This window comes from Luteimonas sp. Soil_N_1, from assembly GCF_057656255.1.
Map to the genome: position 1 here is coordinate 1,372,732 of NZ_JBDGKS010000001.1, position 13,720 is coordinate 1,386,451.

Annotated in this window: 15 protein-coding genes and 1 tRNA gene; 15 read left to right on the plus strand and 1 reads right to left on the minus strand. The window is 67.7% G+C overall.

Going from position 1 to position 13,720, the window contains the following annotated elements:
* Nucleotides 1-16 precede the first annotated feature (16 nt).
* The 5 genes from AC3A4E_RS06335 (at nt 17) to AC3A4E_RS06355 (ending at nt 4,802) form a co-directional block, all read left to right on the plus strand.
* Nucleotides 17-529, plus strand: a complete 513-nt coding sequence (locus AC3A4E_RS06335; RefSeq protein ID WP_487630677.1) for a hypothetical protein — start codon at nt 17-19, stop codon at nt 527-529.
* 112 nt (nt 530-641) lie between these two features.
* Nucleotides 642-1,448 carry a tryptophan synthase subunit alpha gene (gene trpA, locus AC3A4E_RS06340; protein ID WP_487630678.1) on the plus strand — a complete coding sequence of 269 codons (807 nt, stop codon included), beginning with the start codon at nt 642-644 and terminating at the stop codon, nt 1,446-1,448.
* A 171-nt stretch (nt 1,449-1,619) separates the two neighbouring features.
* Nucleotides 1,620-2,501, plus strand: coding sequence for an acetyl-CoA carboxylase, carboxyltransferase subunit beta (accD, locus tag AC3A4E_RS06345; protein ID WP_487630679.1), 882 nt, complete (start codon nt 1,620-1,622; stop codon nt 2,499-2,501).
* Nucleotides 2,498-3,847 carry a phosphoglucosamine mutase gene (gene glmM / locus AC3A4E_RS06350; protein ID WP_487630680.1) on the plus strand — a complete coding sequence of 450 codons (1,350 nt, stop codon included), beginning with the start codon at nt 2,498-2,500 and terminating at the stop codon, nt 3,845-3,847. Before accD ends, glmM begins: the two co-directional genes overlap by 4 nt.
* 16 nt (nt 3,848-3,863) lie before the next feature.
* Nucleotides 3,864-4,802, plus strand: a complete 939-nt coding sequence (locus AC3A4E_RS06355) for an isopenicillin N synthase family dioxygenase (RefSeq protein ID WP_487630681.1) — start codon at nt 3,864-3,866, stop codon at nt 4,800-4,802.
* Nucleotides 4,803-4,876: 74 nt separating this feature from the next.
* On the opposite strand, the gene AC3A4E_RS06360 is transcribed toward AC3A4E_RS06355, so the two are convergent.
* Nucleotides 4,877-5,584, minus strand: a complete 708-nt coding sequence (locus AC3A4E_RS06360) for a DUF481 domain-containing protein (protein WP_487630682.1) — start codon at nt 5,582-5,584, stop codon at nt 4,877-4,879.
* 266 nt (nt 5,585-5,850) lie between these two features.
* Here AC3A4E_RS06360 and AC3A4E_RS06365 point away from each other — a divergent pair, with 266 nt between their 5' ends.
* The 10 genes from AC3A4E_RS06365 (at nt 5,851) to AC3A4E_RS06410 (ending at nt 13,716) form a co-directional block, all read left to right on the plus strand.
* Complete coding sequence (locus AC3A4E_RS06365) at nt 5,851-6,546, plus strand: methylamine utilization protein (RefSeq protein ID WP_487630683.1); 696 nt, start codon at nt 5,851-5,853, stop codon at nt 6,544-6,546.
* Between the two features lie 4 nt (nt 6,547-6,550).
* Nucleotides 6,551-8,914, plus strand: coding sequence for a putative bifunctional diguanylate cyclase/phosphodiesterase (locus AC3A4E_RS06370; RefSeq protein WP_487630684.1), 2,364 nt, complete (start codon nt 6,551-6,553; stop codon nt 8,912-8,914).
* A complete protein-coding gene (locus tag AC3A4E_RS06375; RefSeq protein ID WP_487630685.1) occupies nt 8,911-9,777 on the plus strand; it encodes a DUF3034 family protein in 867 nt (288 codons plus the stop codon). The genes AC3A4E_RS06370 and AC3A4E_RS06375 overlap by 4 nt, the downstream gene beginning before the upstream one ends.
* A gap of 2 nt (nt 9,778-9,779) precedes the next feature.
* A complete protein-coding gene (locus tag AC3A4E_RS06380) occupies nt 9,780-10,238 on the plus strand; it encodes a group I truncated hemoglobin (protein ID WP_487630686.1) in 459 nt (152 codons plus the stop codon).
* Nucleotides 10,239-10,295: 57 nt separating this feature from the next.
* Nucleotides 10,296-11,045, plus strand: a complete 750-nt coding sequence (tpiA, locus tag AC3A4E_RS06385; RefSeq protein WP_487630687.1) for a triose-phosphate isomerase — start codon at nt 10,296-10,298, stop codon at nt 11,043-11,045.
* A gap of 58 nt (nt 11,046-11,103) precedes the next feature.
* On the plus strand, nt 11,104-11,547 hold the full coding sequence (gene secG / locus AC3A4E_RS06390) for a preprotein translocase subunit SecG (protein ID WP_487630688.1): 444 nt from the start codon (nt 11,104-11,106) through the stop codon (nt 11,545-11,547).
* A 61-nt stretch (nt 11,548-11,608) separates the two neighbouring features.
* A tRNA-Leu gene (locus tag AC3A4E_RS06395) sits at nt 11,609-11,693 on the plus strand.
* A gap of 346 nt (nt 11,694-12,039) precedes the next feature.
* Nucleotides 12,040-12,396: an NADH-quinone oxidoreductase subunit A gene (locus AC3A4E_RS06400; protein WP_159679484.1), complete on the plus strand. Its 357-nt coding sequence runs from the start codon at nt 12,040-12,042 to the stop codon at nt 12,394-12,396.
* On the plus strand, nt 12,387-12,965 hold the full coding sequence (locus AC3A4E_RS06405; protein ID WP_159679482.1) for a NuoB/complex I 20 kDa subunit family protein: 579 nt from the start codon (nt 12,387-12,389) through the stop codon (nt 12,963-12,965). The genes AC3A4E_RS06400 and AC3A4E_RS06405 overlap by 10 nt, the downstream gene beginning before the upstream one ends.
* Nucleotides 12,958-13,716 carry an NADH-quinone oxidoreductase subunit C gene (locus tag AC3A4E_RS06410; protein ID WP_487630689.1) on the plus strand — a complete coding sequence of 253 codons (759 nt, stop codon included), beginning with the start codon at nt 12,958-12,960 and terminating at the stop codon, nt 13,714-13,716. The genes AC3A4E_RS06405 and AC3A4E_RS06410 overlap by 8 nt, the downstream gene beginning before the upstream one ends.
* Nucleotides 13,717-13,720: the final 4 nt, after the last annotated feature.

The window sequence follows — 13,720 nt, forward strand, 5'->3', positions numbered from 1 at the left end:
TGTCGCGGCATTCGCTGTGACCCTCGCACTGGCTGCCGCCACATCCTTCGCACATACGCCAGTCGCCGGTCCGGCTGGATTGACCGACAGCGTTTCCGGCCTGCGTGTCGGCGATCGGTTTCCGATTCCGCCTGGCGATCCTCGCTGGCGTATGGAGAACTGGCCTGATCCGATGTCGTGCACGCAGGTGTTTGGAGGCAGCCTCCCAGAGGGCATCTCCATGATGGTCATGGACGGGCGGATCGCGAGATTCGAGATTTTCTCGTCCCTCGCCGTTGTACCGACGTTGGAGCCCAGTGCGCCATTCGGATTGCGAACGGGAATGAGCATGGCCGAGGCGATGGTGCGGCTACCGTCCGGTGTGATCATCGAAGAACACAAGTACAACTGGCCGGGTGGTTATTACGTCACCTGGTACGACGTTCTGCGTCGTCGTGCGATCCGCATCCAGGTCGCGGATAGCCGATTCGTCGACGTCATCCTCTGGGGGGAGATCGAGGCTGTGAGGCTGACGGAAGGCTGCGTCTGAAGCCACCGCCCTTGTTTTGGTTTCCCCTCGCTACCGCAACCATCATCGCGCGTCGCCGACTTGGGCGCGCCCACCTTCTTTCATGTTCCATAAGCTCGACGAGTTCATTGCCATGTCCCGCATCGACACCCGTTTCGACACACTTCGCGCCGCCGGCCGCAAGGCGCTGATCCCCTTCTTCACCGCCGGTGATCCCTCGCTCGAGGCGACGGTGCCGGTGATGCATGCACTGGTCGCGGCCGGGGCCGATGTCATCGAACTCGGCGTGCCGTTCTCCGACCCGATGGCCGATGGCCCGACGATCCAGCGCAGTTCCGAGCGCGCGCTGGGGCGCGGCGCGGGCATGACCTATGTGCTCGATGCGGTGCGCGCGTTCCGCACGCAGGACGACGCCACACCGGTCGTGCTGATGGGCTATCTCAATCCGGTCGATATCCGCGGCGCGCAGACCTTCGCGAAGCAGGCAGGCGACGCCGGTGTCGATGGCGTGCTGCTGGTCGATCTGCCGCCGGAGGAAGCCGACGAGTTCCGCGTCGCCTTCGATGCCGCCGGCATCGCTCTGGTGCTCTTGGCCTCGCCGACGACCACCGACGCACGCATCGAAGCGCTGTGCGCGGGCGCGCAGGGCTATCTGTACTACGTCAGTTTCGCCGGCGTCACCGGCGCGGCAGACCGGCTCGATACCGCGCGGGCGTCGTCCCGCCTGCGGACGATCCGCGCCGCCAGTCGTGCGCCGGTCGTGGCCGGTTTCGGCATCCGCGATGCCGCGAGCGCTGCAGCGATGGCGGTCGATGCCGATGGCGTCGTGGTCGGCAGTGCGCTGGTCGCGGCGCTCGATGGCGCAGCGGATGCGGACGAGGCCGCCGCACGTGCGGCGGCATTCCTCGCGCCGCTGCGCCAGGCGCTCGACGCAGGCTGAACGAGCGCGGGATTCAAGCCGTCCCTGCAGGCGGGCGAGGGCTCGACGTCTTCCGCTCCGGGATGGGCTGGGGCAGTACTTGCCGTACGGCCCCCACCGGAAGCCCAACGGGCCGTCGGTTACACTTCCGCGCTTTGCGGCCCCGTTGCGGCCGTCGGGAGAAATACCCCCATGTCCTGGTTGCAGAAGATCATGCCGCCGCGCATCCGCACCGATGCGCCCGCGGCCAAGAAGCGCAGCGTTCCCGAGGGTCTGTGGGAGAAGTGCGAGCGCTGCAGCACCGTGCTGTACGGCCCGGAGCTCGAAGAGAACCTGGAGGTCTGCCCGAAGTGCAACTTCCACCGCGCGATCCGTGCGCGCGCGCGCCTGAAGGCGTTCCTGGATGCGGGCAGCCTGCAGGAGATCGCGGCCGATCTGGGCCCGACCGACATCCTGAAATTCAAGGACCAGAAGAAGTATTCGGACCGCATCAAGGCCGCGCAGCGCGCCACCGGTGAGCGCGACACGCTGATCGCGATGCAGGGCACGCTGATGCAGCGCCCGATCGTCGCCTGTGCGATGGATTTCGCCTACATGGGCGGCTCGATGGGGTCGGTCGGCGGCGAGAAGTTCGCCCGCGCAGCCGAGCAGGCGCTCGCGCTGGGCACGCCGTTCGTGAGCTTCGCCGCGAGCGGCGGCATGCGCATGCAGGAGAGCATGTTCTCGCTGCTGCAGATGGCCAAGACCTCGGCCGCGCTGGCGCGCCTGCGCGAAGCGGGCCTGCCGTATATCTCGGTGCTGACCAATCCGACCTACGGCGGCACCTCGGCCTCGTTCGCGATGCTCGGCGACATCAACATCGCCGAACCCGAAGCGCTGATCGGCTTCGCCGGCCCGCGCGTGATCGAACAGACCGTGCGCGAGACCCTGCCCGAAGGTTTCCAGACATCGGAATTCCTGCTCGAGCACGGCGCGATCGACCAGATCTGCGACCGCCGCGAAATGCGCGACCGCATTGCCCGCCTGGTGGCGCTGCTCGGAAAGCAGGACATGCCGACCGAGGCCGCTGCGTGAGCCGCAGGTACTTCGGTACCGATGGCATTCGCGGGCGGGTCGGTGAGGGGTCGATCTCCGCCGATTTCGTGCTGCGTCTGGGCAATGCCTACGGCCATTCGCTGCGTGGACGCGGCGGTGACTGGCGTCGCCCGCAGGTGCTGATCGGGAAGGACACGCGCATCTCGAACTACATGTTCGAGGCGGCGCTGGAAGCCGGTCTGGTCGCGGCCGGTGTCGACGTGCAGCTGATGGGCCCGATGCCCACGCCTGCCGTCGCGCATCTGACGCGCTCGCTCGGCGCGGACGGCGGCATCGTCATTTCGGCCTCGCACAATCCGCATCACGACAACGGCATCAAGTTCTTCAGCGCGCAGGGCGAGAAGCTCGACGACGCGACCGAACTCGCGATCGAAGCCGCGCTCGACCAGCCGTTTCGCACCGTGGCCTCCGAGAAGCTCGGCAAGGCCGTGCGCACGCGCGATGCGGTCGGCCGCTACGTGGAAGCCTGCAAGGCCTCGGTGCCGCGCGGGTTCGATCTCGACGGCATGCGCATCGTCGTCGACTGCGCGAACGGCGCGACCTACCAGGTCGGCCCGATCGTGCTGCGCGAACTCGGCGCACAGGTCGAGGTGATCGGCGCCGAACCCAACGGCGTCAACATCAACGATGGCGTCGGCTCCACCCATCCCGAACACCTGAGCGAACGCGTCAGCCGCAGCGGCGCGAACCTCGGCATCGCCTTCGATGGCGATGGCGATCGCGTGCTGTTCGTCGACGCCAATGGCACCGTGCGCGACGGCGATGACCTGCTGTACGTGCTCGCGCGCGACTGGCAGCAGTCGGGGCGCCTGCAGGGCCCGGTCGTCGGCACGCTGATGAGCAACTTCGGCCTGGAGCGCGCACTCGGCGAGGCCGGTATCGGCTTCGCGCGGGCCAAGGTCGGCGACCGCTACGTGCACCAGATGCTGCTCGAACACGATGGTGTGCTCGGCGGCGAAACTTCCGGACATCTGCTGTGCTTGGATCGCGCGACGACCGGCGACGGCATCATCAGCGCGCTGCAGGTGCTGGAAGTGTTGCGCCGTCGCGGCGAGTCGCTGCAGGAAGCGCTGCACGGTTTGTCCAAGGTGCCGCAGAAAACCGTCAACGTGCGTTTCGAAGGTGCGTCGAAACCCGCCGAGGCGCCGGCCGTGCAGGCCGCCCTTGCCGAAGCGCAGGCCGCCGTGCAGGGCCGCGGGCGCGCGTTCCTGCGCCCGTCGGGCACCGAGCCGGTGGTGCGCGTGACCGTCGAGGCCGACGACGACACCCTGATGCAATCGACACTCGATCAACTGGCCGACGCCGTGCGCGCGGCCGCTGCCTGATTCCAAGGAGTCCGCGATGCCCCCCCGTATTCCCACGCTCGACATCCGCCGCTTCGACACGGACCGCGAGGCTTTCGTTGCCGAACTCGGCGCCGCCTACCGTGAGTGGGGCTTTGCCGGCATCAACGGCCACGGCATTCCGCAGGCGCAGATCGACGGCGCCTACGATGTGTTCAAGGCGTTTTTCGCGCTGCCCGAAGCCACCAAGAAGCAGTACCACGTGACCGGCGGTGGCGGCGCGCGCGGTTACACCGCGTTCGGCGTCGAGACCGCGAAGGGCGCCCAGCACTTCGACCTCAAGGAGTTCTGGCACATCGGCCGCGAGATTCCGGACGATTCGAAGTACCGCGAGGTGATGCAGCCGAACCTGTGGCCGACCGAAGTGCCGGGCTTCCGTGAACACGGCTACGGCCTGTACCAGACGCTCGATGCACTGGGCTCGAAGGTGCTGTCGGCGCTGGCGCTGCACATCGGTCTGCCGGAGGACTACTTCGTCGACAAGACCGACTACGGCAATTCGATCCTGCGCCCGATCCACTACCCGCCGATCACCTCGGACGACATCCCCAACGAGCGCGCTGGCGCGCACGAGGACATCAACCTGATCACGCTGCTGGTCGGCGCGTCGGCGGCGGGTCTGGAAGTGAAGTCGTCGCGTGGCGAGTGGGTGCCCTTCACCTCGGACGCCGACACCATCGTCGTCAACATCGGCGACATGCTGCAGCGCCTGACCAATCACGTGTATCCGTCGACGACGCACCGCGTGACCAATCCGCCGGGCGAGCAGGCGCGCAAGCCGCGTTATTCGGTGCCGTTCTTCCTGCACCCGAATCCGGATTTCGTCATCGACGTGCTGCCGTCGACGGTGACCGCCGACAATCCGAGCCGCTATCCCGAAGCGATCACCGCGCAGGGCTATCTCGAAGAGCGGTTGCGCGAGATCAAGCTGAAGTAGGGCGTCAGTGGCGTCAGATGCAAGCAGAAACGGCGCCCGAGGGCGCCGTTTCCGTCATTGGGGATCGCGAGTTTCTAGAAGCCGTAGACCACATTGACCGTCGTCAGCCGGTCCGTGCGGCGGCGATCGTCGGACACATCGGTGTTGTGGCGGATCTCGAAGCCGGCCTTCAGCGCCAGCGCATCGGTCATCCGCACCTGTACGCCGAACTCGTTGCGCACGAAGGTGTTGTCGCCGCCGGATTCGATCAACAGCGTGTCGAACAGTCGCGTCGTTTCCGTCAGCTGGTGGCTGAAATCCATGAAGCCGCGCGCGATGGCCTCGTTGTTGTGCACGCGCACGTCCTGTTCCTTGGACCAGCGGTAACCCGGGCCGATCTCGAACACCAGCTTCGTCTCCTCGGACATGAAGGCCTCGAAGCCGTAGCCGCCGGCGATCGTGGTCTGGTATTCGTCGCTGCTGAAGTGGTCGCGCTCGTTGCGGCCCGAACCGAACACGTAGTGCCGCTCGGCGAAGCGGTAGCCCGAGGAGCCGAACAGCTCGTAGCGGCGCGCGTTTTCCAGACCGTCGCTGGTGCCGTAGAGGAACGAGGCGAGCACCGAATGCTTCCAGGTGTCGTCCTCGCGGGCGAGCTTGAACTTGCCGACCACGGTCTCGCTGTCCGTATTGCCCTTGGAAATCGCCAGACCCAGCTCGCCACTGCCGCTCCAGCCCTCCTCGACGGCGAATGCGGACAGGGGCATGAGGGCGCAGGCGAGCGCAGCGAGAACGGGTAGACGCATTGGGATCTCCATCGGACACGGACACGGTTCGACACACACGAAAGCACCGGCGAATGCCGGTGCACGTCTATTTTGCAACGTGAACAACGTGGTTTTGAACCCGTGGGATCCGTCGCACACTTTTCCAGCGCGTATCGGCGGCCGGACGGATGTGCAAACGCCGCGAAAAACCCGCCGGGAAACGCCAGAAACCGGTAGCGCAGCGGGAACGCTTCTGGTGCAATGCATGCGCCGTCCGCATGCGGCGGTACTGGGGAATCGGGAACATGATCGCGTCGAACAGGCTGCGCCTGTGGGTGAGGCAGTGGTGCCTGTGTGCGCTGGGCGTCTGCGCGATGGGCAGCGCGGCGGCCGCATCGCTGACCGTGGCGGTGGACGGGGCCGGCGAACACCTGGAGGGTGCGGTCGTGAGCCTGCATTCGTCGGCCGCGCGCGCCGCGGTACGACCGATGTCGGCGGAGATGGACCAGCGCCAGGCCGAGTTCGTACCGCATGTCCTGCCGGTCACCACCGGCAGCCGGGTGCGGTTTCCCAACAGCGACAATTTCCGCCACCAGGTCTATTCGTTCTCGCCCGCGCAGCGCTTCGAGTTGCCGCTCTACAGTGGCCGCCAGGCGCAGCCGGTGGTGTTCGACACGCCGGGCGTGGTCGAGCTGGGCTGCAACATCCACGACTGGATGCTCGGCTATGTGGTGGTGCTCGACACCCCGTATTTCGCCACGACCGGTTTGGATGGCGCTGCGCGCATCGACGCACCGGCGGGCGACTACACGCTGCAGGTCTGGCACGAGCGGCTCGACGACGGCCCCGGCGCGCGCGTGACACGTCGCGTGCAGGTGGGGGCGACACGGGTCGAGCGGGTCACGCTGGAACTGGAGGCCGCGCGGCCCCCGCCGCAACCCGCCGACGCGCGTCTGCGCCATCTGCAGGAGCGGTTCCGGAGTCTCAAGCGTGGCGGATGAGGGCTTGCTGCCCCGGCGCGGACTCGGGTTCCGGGGCCGGATCGTCCTTGGATTCCTGCTGCTGCTGATCGGCGCCCAGGTCGCGACGCTGACGATCGTCGGTCTCGCCGCCGAGCGCGCGGTGCGCGAGCAGCTGGGCGACCAGCTCAAGGTCAGCGAGCGCGTCTGGGCGCAGCTGTCTGCAGCCAGCGCCGAGCGGCTGCAGGAATCGGTGTCGGTGCTGGCCAACGATTTCGCATTCCGCGCCGCGGTCGCCACGCAGGACCAGCCGACGGCCGAAATCGCGCTGCTCAACCACGGCATGCGCATCGATGCCGATGTCGCGCTGCTGCTCGCGCCCGATGGCGCGGTGCAGGTGTCGATCGGTCCTGAAGACGATCCGGCAACCGCGCGCGCGATGGCGCCGCTGCTGGCCGAGGCCGAAGCCAACGGCCGCGCCACGGGCGTGGTGCTGCTCGACGCGCGGCCGTTCCTGATGGCGGTGGTGCCGGTCATGGCGCCGCGGCGCGTGGCCTGGGCGGCGGTCGGTCTGCATTACGGTGAAGCACTGGCGCGGCGCTACCGCGGCATCATCGGCATGGACGTGGTGTTCGTCGAAGACGACGGCGACTACGTCCGCGTGCTGGCCTCGACCCTGCCCGAGGCACAGACCGCGGCGCTGCGTCTCGACCGCCGGGCCGCGCGCGCCATCGATGGCGCCGATGTCGATCTCGCGCTCGATGGCCGCCACTACGCCGCACACAGTTTCAGCGCCGCGCTGATGTCCGGCCGCCAGGTGCAGGTCATGCTGCTGGCCGATCTGGACGAAGCGCTGACGCCGTATCACCGCCTGCGCGACCAGATCCTGTGGCTGGCCGGGTTCGCCGCGCTGGTTGCAGCGGTGCTGGCGGTCCTGGTGGGGCAGGGCATCGCACGGCCGGTGCAGCGTCTGGCCGATGCCGCGCGCCGGATCGGCGCCGGCGATTACGACACCACGCTGCCGGTGCGCGGCCGCGATGAACTCGCCGATCTCGCCCGTGCCTTCAACGGCATGCAGCGCGAGATCGGCCAACGCGAAGCGCGCATCCGCTTCCAGGCCACGCACGACGATCTCACCGGCCTGCCCAGTCGCGGTCACGCGCTCGGCGTGCTGGAACGCACGATCGAACGCGCCCGCCAGCAGGGCCGCAACTGCGCAGTGCTGATCCTCGACCTGGACCGTTTCAAGGAGATCAACGACGCGCTCGGCCACGCCTACGGCGATGCGGTGCTGACCGGCGTCGCCGATCGCCTGCGCGCGGCGGTGCGTGGCGAGGATCTGCTCGCGCGTCTCGGTGGCGACGAATTCCTGGTGGTGCTCGACGACGCGGATGCCGACGCGGCCTGCGAACGCGCGCGCCAGCTCGCGCAGGTGCTGGAGACGCCGTTCCGGCTCGAAAGCACCCAGGTCGGACTGGAAGCCAGCATCGGTGTCGCGGTCTATCCGGGCCATGCCGACGACGCGGCCACGCTGCTGCGCCGCGCCGACATCGCGATGTACGAGGCCAAGCAGCAGCACGTGCGCGTGCTGGTCTACCGGGCCGGCGACGACGAACATCACCTGCGTCAGGTCGGTCTGATGGGTCTGCTGCGTTACGCACTCGAGCTGCAGCAGTTCCGGCTGGTGTTCCAGCCCAAGATCGATCTCGCCAGCCGCCGTGTCGTGCACGTCGAAGCGCTGTTGCGCTGGACCACGCCCGAGTATGGCGACGTGATGCCCGACGAGTTCATTCCGCTGGCAGAACGCTCCGGAGTGATCCGCGCGATCACCCACCACGTCGTCGACGAGGCCTTGCGCCAGGCGGCGCCGTGGATCGCCAAGGGCCTGATCGAAGGCGTCGCGGTGAACCTGTCACCGATGGATCTCGTCGACGGCGATCTGCCCGAGTACGTGGCCCAGCGCCTGCAGGTCCACGGCGTGCCGTCGCGCAGCCTGGTGCTGGAAGTCACCGAACACACGGTGATGCGCGATCTCGAAGCCGCGCGCACCACGATGCACCGGCTGCGCGGGCAGGGCGTGCGGCTGTCGATCGACGACTTCGGCACCGGGCATTCCTCGCTCGCGCAGCTGCGCAGCCTGCCGGTGGATGAGATCAAGATCGACAAGAGCTTCGTTGCCGATCTGGGCAATGACAGCGGCGATGCGGTGATCGTGCGTTCGGCGATCGAGATCGGCCACAACATGGGGCTGAAGGTCATCGCCGAGGGGGTCGAAGGCGAAGCGAGTCTGGCGATCCTCGAGGCGCTCCACTGCGACATGGTGCAGGGCTATCTGTTCTCGCGGCCGCTGCCGCCGGAGGCCTTCGTCGACTGGTGCATGCGCTTCCAGCGCGAGCAGGCCGACGCATGACGCGCCACATTCGCGCGCTGGCAGTCGCGGCGCTTGAGTGCCTGCCGGCGTTGGCCTGCCAGGCGGGCGACGCGCGCCTGCTCGCGACCGGTGGGGCCAGCCAGATCGAAGGCGCTGCGGGCGGCGGGCTGGTGCCCTGGGCGGTGCTCGCGGGTTACGGCACCGAGGACCAGCAGGGCGGCACCGCCTTCGTGACCGCGGTGCGCACCGGTGACTACGGACTCGACGTCATCGGCGCTGCCTGGAGCTGGGACAACCGCATCGAACTGTCGATCGCGCGGCAGGCGTTCTCGCTCGACACGCTGCGCGACACCCTGTCGTTGCCGACGGCGCGCTTCCGCCAGGACGTGCTCGGCGCGAAGCTGCGGTTGCGCGGCGATCTGGTCTACGGACGTGGCCCGCAGATCTCGCTCGGCGTGCAGGCCAAGCGCCAGCTGGATTTCCAGGTGCCGTCGCTGGTCGGCGCACGCGACGACGACGGCATCGATGTCTACTTCAGCGCATCGCGCCTGATGCTGGCTGCGGCCGGCGGTCGCAACCTGTTGCTCAACGGCACCCTGCGCGCGACGCGTGCCAACCAGGCCGGCCTGCTCGGGTTCGGCGGCGACCGCCGCTCCGGTTACAGCGTCGTCGCAGAAGGCAGTGCCGCCGTCCTGCTGGATCCGCGCTGGGCGGTCGGCATCGAATACCGGCAGAAGCCGGACAACCTCGGTTTCGCCCGCGAGGACGACTGGCGCGACGTGTTCGTCGCCTGGTTCCCGAGCAAGCGCGTCGCCGTCGTCGGTGCGTGGGTCGATCTGGGTGACATCGCCACGCTGCAGCGCCAGCGCGGCGCCTACCTGTCCGTGCAGGCGAGCTTCTGATGGTGAGTCGCGCGCGCATCCGGATGGTGCTGGTCGCGGCCGTGCTGGCCTGCGGTGTATCCGCCTGCGCCACGCGTCCCGCTGCGCCTGCACCCGCGCCGGTCGACGACTCGGTCTATCGCGACCTGGGCGGACAGGTCGGCATCGAGGGCATCGTCGACGATCTGCTCGACGTGGTCGTCGAGGATCCGCGCATCAACTTCCAGTTCGCACTGGCCAACATCGTGCGCCTGCGCGCCATGCTCATCACCCAGTTCTGCAGCGTGTCCGGCGGCCCGTGCCGCTACGACGGTCTGTCGATGGAAGAGGCGCACGCGGGCCGCGGCATCACCACGGCGCAGTTCAACGCGCTGGTCGAAGACCTGATTCTGGTGATGGAGCGTCGGCGTGTGCCGGTCGCGGCGCAGAACCGGCTGCTGCGCCAGCTCGCGCCGATGCACGGCGACGTCACCGGTCCCTGAACCGGGCCGGCGGGTGCATCGGCTATCCTTTGCGCCCCTCGTCACAAGGAGTCGCCCATGCGCCGCAGGATCGTCGCCGGCAACTGGAAGCTGCAGGGCAGCCGCAATTTCGCCACCGATCTCGTCGAGGGCATCGCCGCCGGCCTGCCGGGCGGGGTGGAAGCGATCGTGCTCCCGCCGTTCCCGTATCTCCCCCTGCTGACGCAGTCGCATGGCGGACGTGGCGTGGCCTTCGGTGCGCAGGACGTCAGCGCGCATGCCAAGGGTGCCTACACCGGCGAAGTGGCCGCTTCGATGCTGGCCGATGTCGGCGCCGTCTACACGCTGGTCGGCCATTCCGAGCGCCGCCAGTACCACGGCGAGGACGACGCGCTGGTCGCGCAGAAGTTCGTCGCCGCCCGCGCTGCGGGCCTGGTGCCGATCCTGTGCGTGGGCGAGACCCGCGAGCAGCGCGAGGCCGGGCGCACCGAGGCCGTCATCGCCGCACAGGTCGAGGCGGTACTGGCCGAGGCCGGCGTGGCCGCGTTCGACGGCGCGATCGTCGCCTACGAGCCGGTCTGGGCGATCGGCACCGGTCTGACCGCCAGCCCCGAGGAAGCGCAGGCCGTCCATGCGTTCCTGCGTGGCGTGGTCGCGAAGCAGGATGCTAGAATCGCCGATTCGCTGCCCTTGCTGTATGGCGGCAGCTGCAAGCCCGACAACGCCGCCGCGATCTTCGCGCAGCCCGATGTCGACGGTGGGTTGATCGGCGGCGCCTCTCTGGCGTCCGACGACTTCCTGGCCATCGTCGCCGCGGCCGCGCGCTGAGCGCGGGCGGCGCTTCCGACACAAGGCCCGCTTGCGGGCACCCCAGAGCACCGACGCAATGCTGCTGACCGTATTCAATATCCTGTTCGTCATCATCGCCATCGCGATGATCGCGCTGATCCTCATGCAGCGCGGTTCGGGCGCCGCAGCCGGCTCCGGCTTCGGTGGCGGCGCTTCGGCGACCGTGTTCGGCGCCCGTGGCTCGTCGAACTTCCTCTCCAAGGCCACCAAGTGGCTGGCGATCACCTTCTTCGCGATCACGCTGTTCATGGCGTGGTACGCGATGCACCGCGCCAACCCGAATGCGCTGGACATGGATCTGGGCGTGATGGGCGGCGAGGTCCCGACGGCTCCGGTCGAGGGTGCGCCGGCTGCGCCGCAGGCGCCCGCCGACGCGACGGTGCCGGCGGCACCGGCTGCGGAAGGTGCTGTTCCCGCAGCGCCGCCCGCGCAGGAAGATTCTTCGCAGGAATCGCCGCAGCAGGCTCCCCAGAACGATTGATCAGGGGTACAATGCGCGGCTCGCCGGGCGGCATGCCAGGCAGACGGTTTCAGGTTGATCAGCCCAGGTGGCGGAATTGGTAGACGCACTACCTTGAGGTGGTAGCGGCTTAGGTCGTAGGGGTTCGAGTCCCCTCTTGGGCACCAACCGGAAAAAGCGGCACGATGCGAGTCGTGTCCGCGAACGAAGAGCCCCGCGCAAGCGGGGCTTTTTCGTATCCGATCCGGCGTTTCAGGTGTGGACGCGAATCATTCTCGCGACGCGCCCGTGCGTTGTCCGGCTGCATCACCGGAAGTTCCGGTCAAGCGGTCCGGCGGGGTCGGAAATCGTTTACTCATGAGTTCTGTAAACGGTACAATTGCCGCGATCGGGCGATCGCACACCACGTGCATCGCCCGGCCTTCGTGAAGCGCTTCGACGCTTCGAGAATGCGGCGTTTAGAGGCGCCGAGCCAAGGCCGCACATCGCGGCCGTAGCCGAGAGAACATCCGAGTGCTGGCCGAATATCTGCCGACCCTGCTGTTCCTGATCGTTGCCACGGGGATCGGCATTGCATTGCTGATCATTGGCAACCTGCTGGGGCCCAAGCGCCCGACGCTGGAAAAGCTGTCGCCCTACGAGTGCGGATTCGAAGCCTTCGAAGACGCGCGCATGCAGTTCGACGTGCGCTATTACCTCATCGCGATCCAGTTCATCGTCTTCGATCTGGAAATCATCTTCATCGTGCCCTGGGCCACCGTGTTCCGCGAACTCGGCGTGCTGGGTCTGATCGAGATGGGCATCTTCGCCGGCATGCTGCTGCTCGGCTTCGTCTACGTGTGGAAGAAGGGAGCGCTGGAATGGGAGTGAACCAGACCGTCGCGCGCCTGATGAACAACCCGCTGCCGGAAGGCCGCGTGGACGACATCCTGCGCCCGGAAGGCGAGAACCCGCTGCTCGAGCGCGGTTTCGTCACGACCAGTTCCGATGTGCTGCTCAACTGGGCACGTACCGGCTCGATGTGGCCGATGACCTTCGGTCTCGCCTGCTGCGCGGTGGAAATGATGCACGCCGGTGCGGCGCGCCTCGATCTCGACCGCTACGGCGTGGTGTTCCGCCCGTCGCCGCGCCAGTCGGACGTGATGATCGTGGCCGGCACCCTCGTCAACAAGATGGCCCCGGCGCTGCGCAAGGTCTACGACCAGATGCCGGATCCGAAGTGGGTCATCTCGATGGGCAGCTGCGCCAACGGCGGCGGCTACTACCACTACTCGTATTCGGTGGTCCGCGGCTGCGATCGCATCGTGCCGGTCGACGTCTACGTGCCGGGCTGCCCGCCGACGGCCGAAGCGCTGATCTACGGCATCCTGCAGTTGCAGAAGAAGATCCGCCGCGCCACCAACTTCGGCGACACCAAGACGGGGCAGCGCGATGCGTGAGTCCTCCACCGCGTTCGCGGCGCGCCTGCGCGCGCGCTATTCCGACGCCGACGTGGCAGTCGCATTGCCGCGCGGCGAGGTGACGATCACCACCGCCGGCGACTGGCTCGACACCGCGCGCGCCTTGCGCGACGAGTTCGGTTTCGAAATGCTGATCGACGTCTGTGGTGTCGACTATCTGAGTCACGGCAGCGACGAGTGGGACACCGACGTGTCCTCCGAAGGCTTCAGCCGTGGCGTCGAAGGTCGCGGGCCGGGCCGTTTCAAATTCGGCGAAACCGGCAGCCGCCAGGTCTCGCAGCCGCAGGGCGAAGCCGATATTCCGGTGCCGCAGCGCCGCTTCGCCGCGGTCGCGCAGCTGCTGTCGCTCCAGCACAACCAGCGCGTGATGCTGAAGTGCTTCGCGCCCAGCGACGATCTGCCGGTGGTGTCTTCGCTGACCGTGCTCTGGCCGGTCGCGAACTGGTTCGAGCGCGAAGCGTTCGATCTGTTCGGCGTGATCTTCGAAGGTCACCCGGATCTGCGCCGCATCCTGACCGACTACGGTTTCGTCGGTCATCCGTTCCGCAAGGATTTCCCGTTGATCGGCAATGTCGAAGTGCGTTACGACGCCGAGCGCAAGCGCGTGGTGTACGAGCCGGTGACCTCGGTCGAACCGCGTGTCGGCGTGCCGCGCGTGATCCGTGACGACGCCCGTTTCGCGACCGCAAGTGGCGAACAGGCCGCGCGTCGCGTGGAGGCTGCCAAGTGAGCGC

Bases quoted from the DNA above. Each gene is read 5' to 3' on its own strand.
- trpA (WP_487630678.1), top strand. From the start codon at position 642: ATGTCCCGCATCGACACCCGTTTCGACACACTTCGCGCCGCCGGCCGC.
- tpiA (WP_487630687.1), top strand. From the start codon at position 10,296: ATGCGCCGCAGGATCGTCGCCGGCAACTGGAAGCTGCAGGGCAGCCGC.
- AC3A4E_RS06355 (WP_487630681.1), top strand. From the start codon at position 3,864: ATGCCCCCCCGTATTCCCACGCTCGACATCCGCCGCTTCGACACGGAC.
- secG (WP_487630688.1), top strand. From the start codon at position 11,104: ATGCTGCTGACCGTATTCAATATCCTGTTCGTCATCATCGCCATCGCG.
- accD (WP_487630679.1), top strand. From the start codon at position 1,620: ATGTCCTGGTTGCAGAAGATCATGCCGCCGCGCATCCGCACCGATGCG.
- AC3A4E_RS06375 (WP_487630685.1), top strand. From the start codon at position 8,911: ATGACGCGCCACATTCGCGCGCTGGCAGTCGCGGCGCTTGAGTGCCTG.
- AC3A4E_RS06410 (WP_487630689.1), top strand. From the start codon at position 12,958: ATGCGTGAGTCCTCCACCGCGTTCGCGGCGCGCCTGCGCGCGCGCTAT.
- AC3A4E_RS06405 (WP_159679482.1), top strand. From the start codon at position 12,387: ATGGGAGTGAACCAGACCGTCGCGCGCCTGATGAACAACCCGCTGCCG.
- AC3A4E_RS06365 (WP_487630683.1), top strand. From the start codon at position 5,851: ATGATCGCGTCGAACAGGCTGCGCCTGTGGGTGAGGCAGTGGTGCCTG.
- AC3A4E_RS06360 (WP_487630682.1), bottom strand. From the start codon at position 5,584: ATGCGTCTACCCGTTCTCGCTGCGCTCGCCTGCGCCCTCATGCCCCTG.